Genomic DNA, 14,445 nt, shown 5'->3' on the forward strand with positions numbered 1-14,445 from the left:
GGTGCCTAACTGTTTAACCACTGTCAGAAAAGTGGTGGGTCGTGAAGGATTCGAACCTTCGACCAATTGGTTAAAAGCCAACTGCTCTACCGACTGAGCTAACGACCCATTTTTCAGACTAAATCTCGTTGATTTAGCGCCCAACCGACTACGTCGCTTTGAGGGCGCCTATAATACCTTTTTCATCTTCTCATGCAAGTGCAAATTCCCCATTTTTTTTTGTTTGCATGAAAAACAGACTAAGAGTATGTTTTTTAGTTAAATAGAGATTAAAGTCCCACCATCTGCTGTTTTGCTATGCGCGCTGCAGCACTATTGGCATATTCGCTGACAACTTGCTGGTAATAACGTTTCGCCGTGGCATTGTCATTACGCTTTTGCGCTATCATACCGAGTTTCACCAGGCTATCGCCTCGTTTATTAGAATCTTTAAACTGATTCACCACAGTATCGAAGGCTTTTGCCGCTTCGGCAAACTCACCTTTGTTATACAATAACTGCCCAAGCCAATAGTTGGCATTCGCGGCATAGGTGGAATCAGGATATTGACGTATAAATTCACGAAACGCCGGAATGGCTTCATCATACTGACGCTCTTTCAACACCAGATTAACCGCACGCTCATAGCTTGCTGTTTCACCTAAGGAAGAGCTCGCAGGACCTGAATTAACTGGCGTTGCTGCCACTTGAGTAGTCTTCGTTTTACTCAAGTTAGCGATATCTTCATAGAGCTGGCGTTGGCGCTGCAACATCTGATTGATTTGATAGCTTTGTTGCTCTGTGAGCCCGCGCAAATCCAACACCTCTTGCTGAAGTGTATCCAAACGCTGCTGCATCTCAAATTCGGCCGCCTGTTTGGCTTTTATGATCCGCTCTAAACGCGCAACTCTATCATCGGGGGAACCGCCTGCAATATCCTCAACGGGTGCAGGTGCCGCGACTGCGACACCAACACTCATTAGAATAGCCGCGGTAACAACGGCAGTTTTCATAGTTAACCCTATCTAACGCTTAGTAAACCAATACCGCACGGCGGTTCTTAGCAAAGCCATCATCGGTGCGAGAGAAATCTTGTGGTTTCTCTTCACCATAGCTGACGATGCTCATCTGGCTTGGCAATACGCCCATGCTTTGCAGATACTTGGCAACGGCTTTAGCACGGCGTTCACCCAAGGCAATGTTGTACTCTGGCGTACCACGTTCATCGGCGTGACCTTCGATCATCACGCGCACGTTAGGGTGCTCAAGCAGATACTCGCCATGGGCATTTAGCACTTCAGAGAAATCAGACGATACTGAGCTTCTGTCAAAATCAAAGTAAATGATATGCTCTTTACGCAGCTCTTGGTATTTAATGCGCTGCTGCTCCTCTGGTGTCAAAATAGGGGCCACACCACCGGTTTCAACACCACCGCCAGCAGTCATTTCGCTACTTTCGCTGCCACTCATTGAACCGCTCGCATCGGTTTGTGACTCAGAAGTTGAGCTACACGCGCTAATAGCCATAATAGGCAGTGCAACAACCATAGCTTTCAACAGCTTATTCAGATCCATTTTGTAATCCTTAATCTCGTTCTCAGTAGTAAATTTATAAGAAAGGTGACCAAGCAGGAGATTTCACCTCCCCTTGACCCACTGGCAATCTCGCCTTAAATCGTCCATCCATAGAGACGGCAGCCAACACCTGCTGACCTTGATAAGTTGTGCCATAGATCACCATAGTGCCGTTAGGCGCTATGCTGGGCGACTCATCCAGACGCGTACTTGTCAGCACCTGCATAAAGCGGGTCTCAAGGTCCATACGGGCAATATTGAACTTACCGTTGGTGCGATTCACAAACACCATGCTGCGACCATCAGGTGAAATAGATCCACCCAGATTCCATTCCCCTTCGAAGGTCAATCGTGTCACTTTGCCTGACGCCAAAACCACTTGGTAGAGCTGTGGGCGACCGCCACGCTCAGAGGTAAATATCAGCGACTTACCATCAGGTGTCCAAGAAGCCTCGGTATCAATCGCATAGTGATTCGTCACGCGCTTAATCGCCTTGGTGGCAATATCCACCACATAGATCTCTGGCTGGCCATCTTTCGATAGGGTTATCGCCAACTTCTTGCCATCGGGCGAGAATGACGGAGCGCCATTGATTCCAGGGAAGCTGGTGACCTTAGTTCGTTGCTGAGTATAGATGTCCTGAACAAAGACTTCGGCCTGCTTGTTCTCAAAACTGACATAGGCCAGACGACGACCATCGGGAGACCAGGTCGGCGACATCAGCGGCTCGGGCGAGCGCAATAGCATCTGCTCGTTATAGCCATCGTAATCGGCAATCATCAGCTTGTATGGCGATTTGGCCTTATGGTCAACCACCACGTAGGCGATTCGGGTCAAGAAGGCACCACGGATACCGGTGAGTTTTTCATAGACGATATCACTGATGCGGTGGCCATACTGCCTAAACTGAGCAGCGCTAATCACGGTTTCACGGCTATCGAGCAAGTATTCACTCGCCGCCTGAGGACCGCCCGATTGCATCTGGGCTTTAACCAGATCGATAAGCTCGAAATTCACTAAATACTGGTCTGGTCCATAAGGCTTTACCGTCCCTATCACCACGGCTTCGGCAGCCACATTTGACCAAGACTTGAGATCCATCTGTGACAGGGAGCCTATGTTACGCTGAGGCAATCCCAGTTCATCCATGGGTTTAAAGGTTCCACTGCGGGTCAGATCTGACATCACCACGTCAGAGATCTGTTGCGGCATAGGTGTGTTGCCCTGCCACACAAAAGGCACTACGGCGATAGGACGCGCGGCATCGACCCCTTCAGTGATCACTATATCCAGTGCCGCCTTGGCCGGAATGGTTAAAAATGCCAGCCCCAAGATGAGCCATCTTCCCAAGTTTTTCATGGAACTCCTTTAATTAAACTCCGGTTGTACGGTGAGATTAATCTCTTTTAGTTTGTTATAAACATCGGCTTCCGGCGAGACAGGTAGACGTCCAGCCTTGTTAATCGCCGCCTTCGTGGCACGGCAGACCACAGGATCACCGGACACGATTTCATTACCTGTCACAAAACCATCTTTTGCCAAACGAATAAAGACCCGACAGCTCTTGCCTCGCATCGACTCATCGACAACCAAATGGCGTTGAATCGTCGCACGTATCATTGATGTATAGCGCTGCACCTCGCTCATCACCTGCTTATTGCGAGTCTGCGACAGAGCGGCCTGCTCGGCGGCTAACGCCTCTTGCATCATACGTTCTTGTTCGCGGCGTGCGGCTTCTTCAGCCTTACGTTTAGCCTCTGCCTCAGCCTTGCGCTTACGCTCTTCGGCCGCTTTCTTAGCGGCAGCCTCTTCAGCCTTGCGTTTTGCCTCGGCTTTGGCAGCGGCTTCTTCAGCAGCTTTACGTTCAGCCTCTTTCTTCTTGCGCTGCGCCTCAGCCTTAGCGGCCTTCTCCTTTTCCTGCTGCTCTTTGAGCTTGGCGGCCTGAGCGGCCTTGGCAGCATTTTGGGTCTCTATCTCTTTCTGCTTGCGCTCTTGCTCTAACTTTTTAATACGTTGCTGTTCGCGCTCACGAGCCTCGCGAGCCTCTCGCGCCTTACGATCCAGCTCTTCTTGTCGCGCCTTCTCTTTGCGCTCTGTCGCCAGCTTCTCGGCTTTTAATTTTTCCACCTGTTCGTTGACCCGCTTCTGATCAACGATCACAGCTTGGATCGCCGGGGCGCTCGCCTGTGGCACTACCTTGGGCTTCTCACTGAAATCAACGCCCATGACTAAGATCACTATCACACCAATATGAATACTGGCTGAAACGATAAGTGGAATGGTAAAATCTGATTTCCCTGACACCTGCTACTCCTCAGGCGAATCTGTCATCAAGCCTACCGAAGGTACACCTGCTTTTTGTAACGTCACCATAAGCTGGATCACCCGCTCATAGGGAATACTTCTGTCGGCTTTAACCACCACTGGGCGCTCTGGCTCTAACTGCACTATCGCGCTCACTCTCACAGCAATCTCTTCGAGATCCAGCACCTCTTTGTTACTGGTACTGCCAATATCCAGATAGTAATCACCATCGGCATCGATAGAAGCGACCACAGGTGGTTTGCTATCGGCAGGCAGGCTTTCAGCCTCCCCTTGGGGCAGATCAACCTTCACCCCTTGGGTGACTATCGGCGCTGTTACCATAAAAATGATCAGCAGCACCAACATCACGTCGATATAAGGTACAACGTTGATCTCGGCTACCGGGCGACGCCTCTTACGTTGATAACCCTGCTGCATTAGCCGGCTTCCTTCTCGCTATAGGCTTGACGATGCAAGATGCTGGAAAACTCTTCCATAAAGTTGGCGTAGGACATCTCAATTTTCTCAACTTGGGTTGAGAAGCGGTTATAGGCAATGACCGCAGGGATCGCCGCAAACAGACCCATAGCGGTTGCAATCAGGGCCTCAGCAATACCTGGTGCGACCATGGCAAGCGTGGCATTTTCTACCGCACCTAAGGCGATAAAGGAGTTCATAATCCCCCAAACAGTACCAAACAGGCCGATATAGGGGCTGGTCGAGCCGATAGTGGCCAGCAGCGGCAAATGGGTTTCCAGCTTCTCAAGCTCTCTTGAGAGCGAGACTCTCATGGCACGGTAACTGCCATCCATCACCGCCTCGGGGACCTTGCCATTAAGGGTACTTAGGCGGGCATACTCTTTAAATCCGGCGTAAAACATCGCCTCCAACCCTGTGTTACTCTCTTGCCTCGCTGATAGCTCTTTGTAGAGTTTATTAAGATCGACACCGGACCAAAATTTGTCTTCAAACTTGAGTGAACGCTGACGAGCCGACGTTAGCAGGCGTCTGCGCTGAATAATCACCGCCCATGACATCACTGACAGCGCCAGCAGGGTCAACATGACAAATTTAACTAACAGACTGGCCTGTAAAAACAGCCCGATAAAAGAGATATCAGCTTCCACCCTTTAACTCCTGAACAATATGATGGGGAATGGCTTTGGGGCGCATGCGCGATAGTGCAACACAGGCCACCTGAATGAGTCCTTCACAATAGAGTGTGCCAGCCTCGTCAAGCAAACGTTGCCTGAATACCATAGAGGCCTTCTTCATCTCTATGACTTCAGACTCGACAAAAAGGTCCTGCTCGAACCGAGCTGCCACTTTAAAATCCAACTCGGCATGTTTAACGACAAAAGCGATATCGTCTGCCAATAGCTGGGTCTGCTTAACGCCTATATGTTTAAGCCACTCGGTGCGGGCTCGCTCGAAGAAATTAAGGTAGTTTGAGTGATACACCACTCCACCAGCATCAGTATCTTCGTAGTAAACGGATATAGGCCAACGAAACATAGCGTGAGACTGCCCAGCATTCAGATTAAACAGACGCCTACTATACCGAGTGCCCAGGCAATTGTGAATGCTTGAAGCCCTGCAGACTAAGACTTAGTGCATAAAATTTTGTTAATAAAAAAGGGAAGTTATTCACTTCCCTTTTATCTCTGTTTGCTTAACCACCAATCTTACTCGGCACTGCAAGACCAAAGTTATGCATTAAGAAACTATAAATATCGGCAAACTCATCTATCTTCATCGCTGTCGGCTTACCGGCACCGTGGCCCGCCTTAGACTCGATACGCATGATGATAGGCGCATCACCCGTCTGTCTGTCTTGTAACAGGGCACCAAACTTAAAGCTGTGCAGGGGTACAACGCGGTCATCATGGTCGGCCGTCATTACCATAGTAGCTGGGTAATCACGCTCGGTGATATTATGGTATGGCGAATAGGCAAGCAGCGCAGGGAACTGTTCGGCGTTATCGGCACTGCCATACTCACTGGTCCACGCCCAGCCAATGGTGAACTTATGGAAGCGCAGCATATCCAGCACACCAACAGCTGGCAACACGGCGGCAAAAAGCTCTGGTCGCTGAGTCAAGGCGGCGCCCATCAACAAACCACCATTACTACGACCATAGGCACCTAGCTTACTGCTATTGGTGTATTTGTTGTCGATCAGATACTCGGCCGCAGCATAATAATCATCAAATACATTTTGCTTCTTATCGAACATCCCGGCCTGGTGCCAGCTCTCACCATACTCGGCGCCACCACGTAGGTTAGGCACGGCGTACACGCCTCCCATATCCATCCAGGCAATATTGGCTGGGCTGAATCTTGGAGTAAGCGAAATTGAGAAACCACCGTAGGCATACAAGAGAGTTGGATTTTCGCCATTTAGGGTCAAACCTTTCTTGTATGAGATCATCATTGGCACGCGGGTACCATCTTTGCTGGTGTAAAACACCTGCTCTGACACATAGTTTTCAGGGTTAAAGGCGATCTTTGGCTTGGCATACAGGCTAGACTGACCGGTTTTAAAATCAAACTTATAGGTTGTCTGTGGCTGCACATAGCTATTGAAGGTGTAATAGAAGTAATCTTTACTGCGCTTGCCATAGGGACCGGCAATCTTACCCTTGCCCGGAAGATCGACATCCTGACGCTTAACACCGTCCATGCTAAAAATGGTTAACTTACCCAGCACATCGTGCAGATAGCTCACCACCAGATGATCATTGATAATGGATACAGCTGCGATGGGGTCGCTCGACTCAGGAATAACGGTCTTCCAATTTGCCTTAGCCGGACGATTCACATCGATAGCCACTATCTTACCGTTAGGCGCATTTAGATCAGTCTTAAAATAGAAAACAGACTTATCATTACCCAGGAAGCTGTATTCCGCTTCCAGCTCACTGATCAGCTCCACTACCGGGGCGTCAGCTTGGGTAAGCGACTTATAGAAGAAACGATTTCGGCTGTCAGTCCCTTGAGAGATAGAGATCAGCAGATAATCGCCTTGCTCTGACACTTCGGCGCCAAAGCCCCAATCTTTGTTTTGAGGACGCTCATAGATTAACTTATCTTCAGATTGGTCTGTGCCTAGCTTGTGAAAATAGACCTTCTGATTAAAGTTAACGTCGGCCAACAGGTTGCCACCTTCGGGCGCGTCATAACGAGAGTAGTAGACACCCTGATTATCGTGACTCCACTCAGCACTAGAAAACTTAATCCACTTAAGTTCATCTTTTAGCATTGCGCCACTTGCCACATCGACAAACTGCCACTGCTGCCAATCCGAACCTGACTTCGAAACGCCATAGGCAATAATTTTACCATCGCCACTAACCGAGACACCGCTTAATGCCACAGTGCCATCAGTGGAGAAGCTATTGGGATCTAAGGCCACTTTTTCTTCGCCAGCCTTGTTTTTCACATAAAGCACAGACTGCGCTTGTAAACCGTCGTTGCGGTAATAGAAGGTGTTATCGCCACGCTCGATGGGTGCCGTCACTTTCTCGAAGTTCCACAGCTCTGTAATACGATCGACAATCGCCTGCTTATTTTCCAACTGCGCTAGAAAATCATGTCCTGCCTGCTGCTGTTGCTTGACCCAGCTGTGAGTCGCTTCACTTTCTTCCTCTAGGTAACGGTATGGATCAGCGACCTCTACCCCATGCAAAGTCTCGACAACCCCTTGAGGCTGAGTAGCAAGCTGTGCCGATGTCGATTCACTGGCATGGTACTGACAGCCCATGAGTGCCAAACCTATCCCGGCAAGCAAAAGGTGTTGCTTTGATAATATCGTCTTAAGAGCCATGTGTAGCCATCCTGGATATCTCGTTATTATTAATGGTAAACCTGTGAGCAAGCGCCCAATTACGACGTACTATACAAGTAAAAAAAAACCGTGCAATGGTTACAAATAAACTAATCAGGGGCTTGCCTGAGATACTTGTTAATAAAAAAACAACATGGATGAATTATATAAATCGTGAAATTATGCAGCAATTTTGCTTAATCAAGCGTAAATAGCCAATATGTATGAATTCACCACTTTCTGGGCACTCATTTGACATTAGAAATACTAATCTTAGGCGGGAATTTTTCTAGTTTGTAGGAGCAATGGTCTGACCCTATAATTCGTCTCGTTTTCAGGAAGTGTCTACCGCGCTGGTAGATATGAAAACAAGAACTCCGATTTCCCGTGCCAGTCACGTGAATTCATCCCTGGTTCTTATGCTTGACTTCCTTCCTTCAATTTGTTGATTGCAATATATTATTTGCGGCCCACTTAAGATTAAGTGGGCTTTTTTTTGCCTTAAAATCCCACTCTCCTTAAATATCGTAATCAATGCCTGCCAAACGCCAAACGACAGAAACAACAAACCGGCCATTAAGACCGGTTTGCTAATGCATGAAACGCTTCTGGAAAAAGTTAGAGCGGTTTACTCAGACGGATCACGACACGTCGATTTCGGGCACGTTCATCTATGGTCGCATTGGAGGCCACATGACGACGCTCACCATGACCTAGAGTATGAATTCGCTCCTGTGGGATCCCTGCTGACAGGAATAGCTGCTTAACTGAATCCGCTCGTTTCTCTGATACCTTCTTATTGACCGAACGCCCACCGAAACTATCGGTATAAGCATCAATCAACACAAGTTCGACTTCAGGATCATAAGAGAGATACTCCTGAACCTTGGCGATCTGCGCTTTGGAGTAACGGGTTAACTCTTGTCCCCCAAACTCATAGGTCAGCACAGTAAAGGCAATATCTTCAAAACTATAAGGCAAAAGGTTGGCCAGACATGATTTAAACTCGGCATAACGACGGCCAAAATTGGCCGCGGATAGGCCGACTGCCACCTTACTGGAACGGTTATACCAATCGGCATAATAAAAGGTTGGCTGCATGCCGCGCTCAAGTTCATTTAACATGGACCAAGCCGCCTTTTTCGGCACTTCACCGCTAAAGTATTTTTGATAAGTCAGCTCGGTGATTGGACGAGACACCACACCCGGGCGCCAGGCAGGTGCCATGCTCATCAGCTTGGCATTAGTGACCTCATCGGGCTTCACCCACATATCCAAGCTAAAGTTCAAATCATGATCTTTACCGGCGCGACTGGTAAACACCGCCTTTCCGTATGCTGGGATCTCATGTTCGAGACGACAGATGATGGGGCTGGCGTCGCTTAAACGCCATGAGGACTGTTCCAAAGAGGCCACATAGTGACGCAACTCTGCATGTGCCGTCGCCGTAAGACTCAAGCCAATACCGAATGTCATCGCACTTAGCACTCTCAACCACATAGACAATCACTCTTATTAATTAGGTTACTTATCCCTATCGGCCTTATTTAGCTTTCCTTTAGCCTATATATTGACCAATCAAACATGACAAGCTCCCACCCGATACTTCATAATAGCCACCCACTCATCATTTTGGATATTTTAATGAGCGAAATTTGCGACGCAAACAAACTTAACCACAGATTTCGTGGTTACTTTCCCGTGGTTATTGATGTTGAAACTGCGGGCTTCAATGCCCAAACCGATGCGTTGCTGGAGATCGCCGTTACCATGTTAAAGATGGATGAGAATGGTGATCTGGTATTAGACAAGACACTGCACTACCACATCGAGCCCTTCGAAGGCGCTAACTTAGAGCCTGAAGCCCTCGCCTTTAACGGCATAGATCCAAGCAATCCACTGCGAGGCGCCGTGAGTGAGAAAGAGGCCTTTTTGGAGATCTTTAAAGAGGTCAAAAAGCATCAAAAAGCCTCTGATTGTCATCGCAGCATCATAGTGGCCCACAACGCCTCCTTCGACCATGGTTTCGTGACCAAGGCGATAGAACGTAATGGCCTCAAACGCACGCCGTTTCATCCCTTCGCGACATTCGATACTGCGGCTTTGTCGGGTCTGGCTCTGGGGCATACAGTGCTAGCTAAGGCCTGCGAAATTGCCGGCATCCCATTCGATAATAAAGAGGCACACTCAGCCCTCTACGATACCGAGCGCACCGCCGAGCTGTTTTGCCATATTGTGAACAAATGGAAAGCTTTAGGCGGATGGCCACTTAGCTCTGATAATGCCGACGATTCAATGGAAGAACAGAGCGAAAGCCAAGATAGCAGTTCAAGTTAGCGCGATGAGCAAATCCAGTTAATGCACTCTAGATCTAGATAGTGTCACTTTAACGGTTTACCTCATCACAACATCAAAGGGGATGCAGCGCAATAGCACCGCTATCCCCTTTTTAACAATGAAACGATATTAAAGCACCGTTTACAACCCAGTGTATTGATTTAATTTTAGCGTATTAATTAGCGCAAAAATCTCTTCTAACTCTTTAAACAATTGTTCAATATCTTCTTGAAAGCTTAACTCTTTTTGGATATCTAGTTTAGATTGGAAATAATCATGACTACTCGCTATTTTAAGCAGTAACTTCCCGTCTTTAAAACAAGCTTCCAGTTCAGAATTATAGAAGCGCCCTATTGAGAGCAAGCGTTCCATCGTCGCGGTATTAAGCAAGTAACGTGCTTCAACCTGATCGCTACTGTACACTTCAAACTCTCTTTCAAAGTTTACATCTTCGAGCCTAACCCGCGATAAATCACTTTTGAAGGCATCCAATTTGTTACCGAACATGCCTCTATCTTTGCTAATCAAGGTAATACCTGAAAAACGTTTAGAGATATCAAACTCAATTAATATGCCATTGAAAATATTTTTGTATCGGGTTTGGTTATCATTATTAGTACCATCTTTTACATCCAACCCTAATTCCCGTAGCAAAAATTTAACGCCTTGATACTTCCCTTTGAAGGAGTCTTTAAAATAGCCACGGTCATATTTAGGTAAGATACCGTAATCTTTGTACGTTTCTAACTCTGGCAAATTTGGCGGGTTGAGTTTAAATTCCTTACCAAAATAACGAATGAGAATAGGATAAAGCTCGCCAAAAATGTCTCCGCTTAATTTAGTCACTTCGCCACATGCCCAAACATAAACGCCTGCGATCATTGCAAATACCGTCATGGTACCGAGCAGACTTATGGTGAATAGTTGGCCGTCATCAAGCACTGCTAAGCTATAATACATCACGGCAAATCCGACGAGAAATAATGGGATGACGAGTTGGCCTAAGGGTTTAGCAATTTTGGCTCGTTCGTTGTATCGCTTGACAGCATCTAAGCGCATCTTTTCATAGGATGCACATTTTGGGGCAATATTGCGCTTATAGTACTGACTAAAAGAAAGTTTATCCTTTTCAGGAACATCAAACTCCATCGGATTCATTTATCACTCCTTGAATATGTTTTAATGCGACGTAATACCTACGAGCCTATAGTTTTGGTCCTTAACCGTATCAACGTGCATCATTTATATAGCAAAAACAAAAAAGCCGCGATCCTCGCGGCTTTTTTAGCTACAAACTACTATCTTGAGATTATAGTGAGTCAGCGTTGTCAGTCAGATAAGAAGCAACACCTTGTGGGCTTGCGTCCATACCCTTGTCACCTTTTTCCCAACCAGCTGGACAAACATCACCATGCTCTTCGTGGAACTGAAGCGCATCGATCATACGTAGCATTTCGTCAACGTTACGACCTAGTGGTAGATCGTTAACCACTTGGTGACGAACCTGACCTTCTTTGTCGATAAGGAAAGAACCACGGAAAGCCACACCGGCTTCTGGATGCTCAACGTCATAGGCTTTACAGATCTCATGCTTCACGTCAGCAACTAGCGTGTATTGCACTTGACCGATACCACCCTTGTCTACAGGAGTGTTACGCCATGCGTTGTGAGTGAACTGAGAGTCGATTGAAACACCGATAACTTCTACGCCACGCTTCTTGAACTCTTCCATGCGGTGATCGAAAGCAATCAACTCAGATGGGCATACGAAAGTGAAATCAAGTGGGTAAAAGAATACTACAGCTGGCTTTCCTTTAATCGCTTCGCTCAGGGTAAAGCTATCTACGATTTCGCCATTACCAAGAACTGCTGCAGCAGTGAAATCAGGAGCCGGACGGCCTACTAATACGCTCATTTTATATCTCCATCTATGGATTGAAAAAGCTTTTAATTATGAACTCCAAAGCATTATAGGCAGTCACCAGCGGGACACAAGTAATTTGGGATCATTGTCACCTTTTATAATAAAAATTCATCGAGTTGCCTAACTTATCACCTGAGCCCCCCGACCTTGGTATGCATGTTTACACTTACGCAGTAAACTTGAATACAGTTCAGTTACATCTCTGTCTTATTTCAAAGTTAAAACGCCTTGGCGCTGGACAACACGGGCTATTGCTGGCAAAAATAGCTTCCCATTACAGATTAAAAAATCAGATTGAATCAATATGAATGCAGTTGTTATAGCCGTTTGCTTAATGTTGGGCCTTAGCCTTGCGCGAGTAAACGTCGTCATCGCGCTCACCGTGAGTGCCCTGGTCGCCGGGCTCGTCGGCGGCATGGACCTTCAGCAAACGGTCGAAGCCTTTAATACCGGCCTGGGCGGTGGCGCGCAGATCGCCCTGAGTTATGCCCTACTGGGCGCCTTTGCCGTCGCCTTGTCGCACTCTGGCCTCACCACGCTTATCTCCCGTAAGGTGATCGCTCAGCTAGGTCAAGAACAAAGCCCTGGTAACATCAACAAGGTACGCTGGCTCTTGCTACTGGCTATCCTGGCGATGGCGGTCTCTTCACAGAACATTCTGCCGATCCATATCGCCTTTATACCGATTCTGATCCCGCCGCTACTGCATGTAATGTCTAAGCTCAAAATGGATAGACGCCTAGTCGCTTGCGTGTTGACCTTTGGCCTAGTGACCACCTATATGATCTTGCCTGTGGGCTTTGGTGGCATCTTCTTAAATGACATCTTGCTGTCGAACCTCACCAGTAACAACTTGGAAGCCGTGCGAGAGCAGATCCCACCAGCCATGCTGATCCCAGCCCTGGGCATGGTATTTGGCCTGTTTATCGCCGTGTTTATCAGCTACCGTAAGCCTAGAGAGTATAAAGAAGAACTGATTCTGGCGGCCGAGCCCGAAGAAACCCTGAATCGCCGTAATATTTTCATCGCCCTGATCGCCATTGCATCGACTCTCATCGTCCAGCTCTATACAGGCTCGATGATCTTCGGTGCACTCATCGGCTTTATCATCTTTAGCTTTTCAGGGGCGCTCAAACATGTCGCCGATCAGGATATCTTTAACCAAGGCGTGCGCATGATGGCCAACATAGGTTTCATCATGATCTCCGCAGCGGGCTTTGCCGCTGTGGTCAAAGCCACTGGGGATGTAAGCACCTTGGTAGACTCCCTCAGCCATCTTATTGGTGATAACAAAGCCTTGGCAGCATTCTTAATGTTGGTGGTCGGCCTGCTGATCACCATGGGGATTGGCTCATCATTTTCTACCATTCCCATTATTGCCACTATCTATGTACCACTGGCGATTAGCTTTGGCTTCTCAGTGCCAGCCACCATCGCCCTCGTGGGCACGGCAGCGGCGCTAGGCGATGCAGGCTCGCCAGCATCAGATTCGACCCTGGGGCCAACTGCGGGTCTTAACGCCGACGGTCAACATGACCATATCCGCGATAGCGTTATCCCAACCTTTATCCATTACAATATTCCGTTGTTGCTCTCGGGTTGGATAGCAGCCATGGTGCTGTAATTATCACGAGCAATAAAAAAGGAGCCTAAGGCTCCTTTTTTATTGTGTTATTGATTGCGCGGCAACTTACTACTCATTAAAACTTACTACGCATTAATTAGTTCGCGGTAATTACTTAGTACCGAAAATCTTATCACCGGCATCACCCAGACCAGGCAGAATGTAGCCATTCTCGTTGAGACACTGGTCGATAGAAGCGGTATAAAGCTCAATATCAGGATGCGCTTTTTCCAGTGCAGCAATCCCTTCAGGCGCCGCCACCAATACCAATGCTTTGATTGCGGTGCAGCCGCGCTCTTTCAGCAGGTCGATGGTCGAGATCATAGAACCACCTGTAGCCAGCATAGGGTCTACGACCAATGCGATACGCTCATGCATATTGCTGGCAAGTTTCTCGAAATATGGCACAGGCTCTAGGGTTTCTTCATCACGATAGATACCGACTACCGAAATACGCGCGCTAGGTACATGCTCAAGCACGCCATCCATCATACCCAGACCGGCACGAAGAATTGGCACGACTGTCACTTTCTTACCTTTAATCTGCTCAACTTCAACTGGACCGTTCCACCCTTCAATGGTGACCGTCTCGGTTTCAAAGTCAGCTGTCGCTTCATAGGTTAACAGGCTACCGACTTCTGCCGCTAACTCACGGAAACGCTTAGTACTGATGTCTCCCTCACGCATTAATCCAATCTTATGACGTACTAAAGGATGCTTAACTTCGACCACTTTCATCGTTCTCTCCTGATGCTATTCCAGTTTTTTTCAGCAAATTGTACCGATTCTAGTAGATTTGTTCACAATCGAAAACTTAAAGTTTTACAAACACGGCAAATCGTGACCTAAGTCCGTTTGAATATTCAAAATCATCC

At 47.6% G+C, this 14,445-nt stretch carries 14 protein-coding genes and 1 tRNA gene; 2 read left to right on the forward strand and 13 right to left on the reverse strand.

The annotated features are described in order from the left end of the window. Positions 1–32: 32 nt before the first annotated feature. From NY07_RS13915 to NY07_RS13960, 10 genes are all read right to left on the reverse strand, one after another. Positions 33–108, reverse strand: a tRNA-Lys gene (locus NY07_RS13915). 161 nt (positions 109–269) lie between these two features. Further along, a complete protein-coding gene (gene ybgF, locus NY07_RS13920) occupies positions 270–992 on the reverse strand; it encodes a tol-pal system protein YbgF (RefSeq protein ID WP_033539974.1) in 723 nt (240 codons plus the stop codon). 19 nt (positions 993–1,011) lie between these two features. Beyond that, positions 1,012–1,554, reverse strand: a complete 543-nt coding sequence (gene pal, locus NY07_RS13925; protein WP_033539975.1) for a peptidoglycan-associated lipoprotein Pal — start codon at positions 1,552–1,554, stop codon at positions 1,012–1,014. Positions 1,555–1,588: 34 nt separating this feature from the next. Next, on the reverse strand, positions 1,589–2,914 hold the full coding sequence (tolB, locus tag NY07_RS13930; RefSeq protein WP_033539976.1) for a Tol-Pal system beta propeller repeat protein TolB: 1,326 nt from the start codon (positions 2,912–2,914) through the stop codon (positions 1,589–1,591). A 9-nt stretch (positions 2,915–2,923) separates the two neighbouring features. Then, positions 2,924–3,859 carry a cell envelope integrity protein TolA gene (gene tolA / locus NY07_RS13935; RefSeq protein WP_033539977.1) on the reverse strand — a complete coding sequence of 312 codons (936 nt, stop codon included), beginning with the start codon at positions 3,857–3,859 and terminating at the stop codon, positions 2,924–2,926. Between the two features lie 3 nt (positions 3,860–3,862). Beyond that, positions 3,863–4,297, reverse strand: a complete 435-nt coding sequence (tolR, locus tag NY07_RS13940) for a protein TolR (protein WP_033539978.1) — start codon at positions 4,295–4,297, stop codon at positions 3,863–3,865. Then, positions 4,297–4,986 carry a protein TolQ gene (gene tolQ, locus NY07_RS13945; RefSeq protein WP_033539979.1) on the reverse strand — a complete coding sequence of 230 codons (690 nt, stop codon included), beginning with the start codon at positions 4,984–4,986 and terminating at the stop codon, positions 4,297–4,299. Before tolQ ends, tolR begins: the two co-directional genes overlap by 1 nt. Further along, positions 4,976–5,374 carry a tol-pal system-associated acyl-CoA thioesterase gene (gene ybgC / locus NY07_RS13950; protein WP_033539980.1) on the reverse strand — a complete coding sequence of 133 codons (399 nt, stop codon included), beginning with the start codon at positions 5,372–5,374 and terminating at the stop codon, positions 4,976–4,978. The genes tolQ and ybgC overlap by 11 nt, the downstream gene beginning before the upstream one ends. 157 nt (positions 5,375–5,531) lie before the next feature. Further along, positions 5,532–7,685, reverse strand: coding sequence for a prolyl oligopeptidase family serine peptidase (locus NY07_RS13955; protein ID WP_033539981.1), 2,154 nt, complete (start codon positions 7,683–7,685; stop codon positions 5,532–5,534). Between the two features lie 618 nt (positions 7,686–8,303). Then, the gene (locus NY07_RS13960; RefSeq protein ID WP_161783168.1) at positions 8,304–9,161 is read right to left on the reverse strand and encodes a flagellar protein MotY; all 858 of its coding nucleotides are present in this window, start codon (positions 9,159–9,161) and stop codon (positions 8,304–8,306) included. Between the two features lie 168 nt (positions 9,162–9,329). Between NY07_RS13960 and rnt the strand changes: the two genes are divergently transcribed. After that, on the forward strand, positions 9,330–10,022 hold the full coding sequence (gene rnt, locus NY07_RS13965) for a ribonuclease T (protein ID WP_033539983.1): 693 nt from the start codon (positions 9,330–9,332) through the stop codon (positions 10,020–10,022). A 141-nt stretch (positions 10,023–10,163) separates the two neighbouring features. On the opposite strand, the gene NY07_RS13970 is transcribed toward rnt, so the two are convergent. Both NY07_RS13970 and NY07_RS13975 read right to left on the reverse strand, forming a co-directional pair. Further along, the gene (locus tag NY07_RS13970; protein ID WP_033539984.1) at positions 10,164–11,180 is read right to left on the reverse strand and encodes a DUF3137 domain-containing protein; all 1,017 of its coding nucleotides are present in this window, start codon (positions 11,178–11,180) and stop codon (positions 10,164–10,166) included. Between the two features lie 151 nt (positions 11,181–11,331). Continuing rightward, positions 11,332–11,937, reverse strand: a complete 606-nt coding sequence (locus NY07_RS13975; RefSeq protein WP_033539985.1) for a peroxiredoxin — start codon at positions 11,935–11,937, stop codon at positions 11,332–11,334. A gap of 313 nt (positions 11,938–12,250) precedes the next feature. Here NY07_RS13975 and NY07_RS13980 point away from each other — a divergent pair, with 313 nt between their 5' ends. Further along, positions 12,251–13,570 carry a Na+/H+ antiporter family protein gene (locus tag NY07_RS13980; RefSeq protein ID WP_033539986.1) on the forward strand — a complete coding sequence of 440 codons (1,320 nt, stop codon included), beginning with the start codon at positions 12,251–12,253 and terminating at the stop codon, positions 13,568–13,570. Positions 13,571–13,681: 111 nt separating this feature from the next. Here NY07_RS13980 and upp read toward each other — a convergent pair whose 3' ends face one another. Next, positions 13,682–14,308, reverse strand: coding sequence for a uracil phosphoribosyltransferase (gene upp, locus NY07_RS13985; RefSeq protein ID WP_033539987.1), 627 nt, complete (start codon positions 14,306–14,308; stop codon positions 13,682–13,684). Positions 14,309–14,445: the final 137 nt, after the last annotated feature.

The organism is Shewanella sp. ECSMB14101, from assembly GCF_000773485.1.
Lineage (GTDB): Bacteria > Pseudomonadota > Gammaproteobacteria > Enterobacterales > Shewanellaceae > Shewanella > Shewanella marisflavi.